The sequence below is a fragment of the Streptococcus sp. A12 genome, assembly GCF_905372335.1.
In the GTDB taxonomy this organism is placed as follows: Bacteria; Bacillota; Bacilli; order Lactobacillales; family Streptococcaceae; genus Streptococcus.
In genome coordinates, this window is sequence record NZ_CAJPOU010000097.1 from 1 (window position 1) to 3,395 (window position 3,395).

Here is a 3,395-nt window from a genome sequence, read left to right on the forward strand (position 1 = left end):
AGACAGATTTCTTTACTAGAATTTTCCTTGATTTGATATAAAAATAGGAAACTAGGAAATTTTGTGATAAAATAGTGGAAGGAAATCTATATATTGGAGAAAAACTGTGTCTGAAAAGCAAAAAATCAGCGTCTTGATGTCGGTCTATGTAAAGGAAAATCCGACGTTTTTAAGAGATGCTATCAAAAGTGTTCAAAACCAGACCTTGAAACCGAGCGAACTTGTTCTTGTTGAGGACGGCCCGCTCACACCCGAACTCTATCAGGTGCTAGATGAAGTGGAAGCTCAGTCAGACATTCCAGTTAAACGGTGCCCCTTAGAACAAAACCAAGGTTTAGGCTTGGCTCTTCGATACGGTGTTTTACAGTGCCAGTATGACATTATTGCCCGCATGGATACGGATGATTTAGCCGTTCCGGATCGTTTTGAGAAACAGCTTCAGCTAATGGAGAAAGAAGATCTCGACCTCTTAGGTGGGCATATCGCAGAGTTCATTGACAATCCAGATGAGATTGTGTCTTATCGTCGTGTTCCAACTCAGCATGCAGACATTGTGGCTTATCAGAGAATGAGAAGCGCCTTTAACCATATGACAGTCATGTTCAAAAAGGACATGGTCCTCAAGGCGGGCAACTATGAAGATGGCCTTTACATGGAGGATGACCTCCTTTGGCTCAATATGATTGCTGCAGGTGCCAAGACTGGGAACCTAGATCAAATCTTGTGTAAGGTTCGTGTCGGTGCAGGGATGTTTGAGCGTCGAGGTGGCTTGCGTTACCTTAAACTCTATCGTCAAGCTCGCCAACGGATGCTTGAGCGAGGGCAAATTTCTTACATGGAATATGCTAAAAGTGTAGCCATTCAGGCAATTGTTGCACTTTGTCCAGGCTTTGTACGTCAGTTTATCTTCGTCAAACTTTTAAGAAAGAGAAAGTAAGCCCCGATAGACTGAATGATTCAGGTTATCATAACAACAGTATCATCTGACTCTTTTAAGGGGGAGTAAATTCCTATGAATAAAAAACTAACAGATTATGTGATTGATCTGGTTGAAATTTTAAATAAACAGCAAAAACAAGTGTTTTGGGGGATATTCGATATTCTGAGTATGGTGGTTTCCATCATCGTATCTTATATCTTGTTTTATGGCCTTATAAATCCTGCGCCTGTGGATTATGTAATCTACACTCTTTTAGCCTTCCTCCTTTATCAAATCATGATTGCATTTTGGGGGCTAAATGCTAGTATCAGTCGTTATAGCAAGATTACGGATTTCATGAAAATCTTTTTCGGAGTGATGCTCAGCAGTGTTCTTTCTTATGGAATCTGCTATGCCTTTCTTCCATTGTTTTCTATCCGTTTCATCGTACTCTTCATTTTGTTGAGTACCTTCCTCATCTTGCTTCCTCGTATCACTTGGCAGTTGATTTATTCTAAGCGCAAGCAAGGTAGTGGAGATGGAGAGCATCGCCGTACCTTCTTGATCGGTGCTGGTGATGGTGGCGCCCTCTTTATGAACAGCTACCAACATCCAACTAGCGACCTTGAGCTAGTGGGGATATTGGATAACGATGAAAAGAAAAAGGGACAAAAACTAGGTGGAATCCCAGTTCTAGGCTCCTATGACAATCTGCCTGAATTGGCTAAACGTCACCAAATCGAGCGTGTCATCGTAGCGATCCCTTCGCTTGACCCCTCAGAGTACGAACGCATCTTGCAGATGTGTAATAAGCTAGGCGTCAAATGTTACAAGATGCCTAAGGTTGAGACAGTCGTTCAAGGACTCCATCAACCAGGCAGTGGTTTCCAGAAAATTGATATCACAGACCTTTTGGGCCGTCAGGAAATTCGTCTCGACGAATCGCGTCTGGGTACTGAGATTACAGGCAAGACCATCTTGGTGACAGGAGCTGGTGGTTCGATTGGTTCGGAGATTTGTCGCCAGGTTAGTCGCTTCAATCCCGAGCGTATTGTCTTGCTTGGACATGGTGAAAACTCAATCTATCTCGTTTATCATGAATTGATCCGTACATTCCAAGGGATTGATTATGTTCCTGTTATTGCAGATATTCAGGACTATGACCGTCTTTTGCAGGTGTTTGAGCAGTACAAACCAGCCATTGTTTACCATGCTGCAGCCCACAAACACGTTCCGATGATGGAGCGCAATCCAAAAGAAGCCTTCAAGAACAATATCCTCGGTACCTACAATGTTGCCAAGGCTGTTGATGAGGCCAAAGTACCTAAGATGGTCATGATTTCGACTGACAAGGCAGTCAATCCACCAAATGTTATGGGTGCGACTAAGCGCGTGGCAGAATTGATTGTCACTGGCTTTAACCAACGTAGTAAATCAACCTACTGTGCAGTCCGTTTTGGAAATGTTCTGGGTAGTCGTGGTAGCGTGATTCCTGTCTTTGAACGTCAGATTGCTGAAGGTGGTCCTGTAACGGTGACAGACTTCCGTATGACACGTTACTTCATGACCATTCCAGAGGCTAGCCGTCTAGTAATCCATGCTGGCGCTTATGCCAAGGACGGAGAAGTCTTTATCCTCGATATGGGCAAACCAGTCAAGATCTATGACTTGGCTAAGAAAATGGTCCTTCTAAGTGGGCACACGGAAAGTGAAATTCCAATCGTTGAGGTCGGTATTCGACCAGGTGAAAAACTCTATGAAGAACTCTTGGTTTCGACCGAATTGGTTGATAACCAAGTCATGGACAAGATTTTCGTTGGTAAGGTAAATGTCATGCCGCTAGAAGCGATTGATCAAAAGATTGAAGAGTTCCGTTCACTCAGCGGAGATGAGCTCAAAGAAGCAATCATTTCCTTTGCAAATGAAACAACTCATGCTGAGTAAGAGTGTCCATCTACCTTCATAATGAAACAACTATCGCCAGTTTTCTGAGAGAATCAGAAAGCTGGTTTTTATAAATAGAGAGTAGAGAACATCGGATCTTTCAAAGGTTTAATAAGCGCAACTATTCAAGGGACGATGTTATGTGATCTATTAGGAGAGTGATTTCAGACAATCTAAAAACTACCTCTTTTTTAAGCTGGTAACATAACTTTGCGAAATAAGTATTAAAATCAAAAGGAGATTTTTGTATGCTGAGTGCTATTAGGAGTTTTTTCAAAGGCTATGCAAATTTTTCTGGTCGTTCCACACGTCCAGAATTTTGGTGGGTTTGGCTGCTAAATATGATAATTTTCTTGCCCGCCTACTACTCACTTTTTACTGGAGTAGAATCTGATAAAGCCATCAGGAATATTGCGGTCTTCAGTATGTGTATTATTTTGTTTATAGTAGAGTTTGTTCCTCTACTAGCACTGATAGTACGTCGCTTACGAGATGTGGGTATCCATTGGGCCTATATTTTTATTGTATTTGT

At 42.2% G+C, this 3,395-nt stretch carries 3 protein-coding genes; all 3 read left to right on the forward strand.

What is annotated here, in order from left to right; genetic code table 11:
- Window positions 1–106: 106 nt before the first annotated feature.
- Window positions 107–937: a glycosyltransferase gene (locus QZ158_RS08090; RefSeq protein ID WP_049477581.1), complete on the forward strand. Its 831-nt coding sequence runs from the start codon at window positions 107–109 to the stop codon at window positions 935–937.
- Window positions 938–1,012: 75 nt separating this feature from the next.
- Window positions 1,013–2,863: a nucleoside-diphosphate sugar epimerase/dehydratase gene (locus tag QZ158_RS08095; protein ID WP_001035728.1), complete on the forward strand. Its 1,851-nt coding sequence runs from the start codon at window positions 1,013–1,015 to the stop codon at window positions 2,861–2,863.
- Window positions 2,864–3,111: 248 nt separating this feature from the next.
- Window positions 3,112–3,395, forward strand: a 284-nt coding sequence (locus QZ158_RS08100) for a DUF805 domain-containing protein (protein ID WP_293887468.1), incomplete at its 3' end; no start/stop codon positions are given.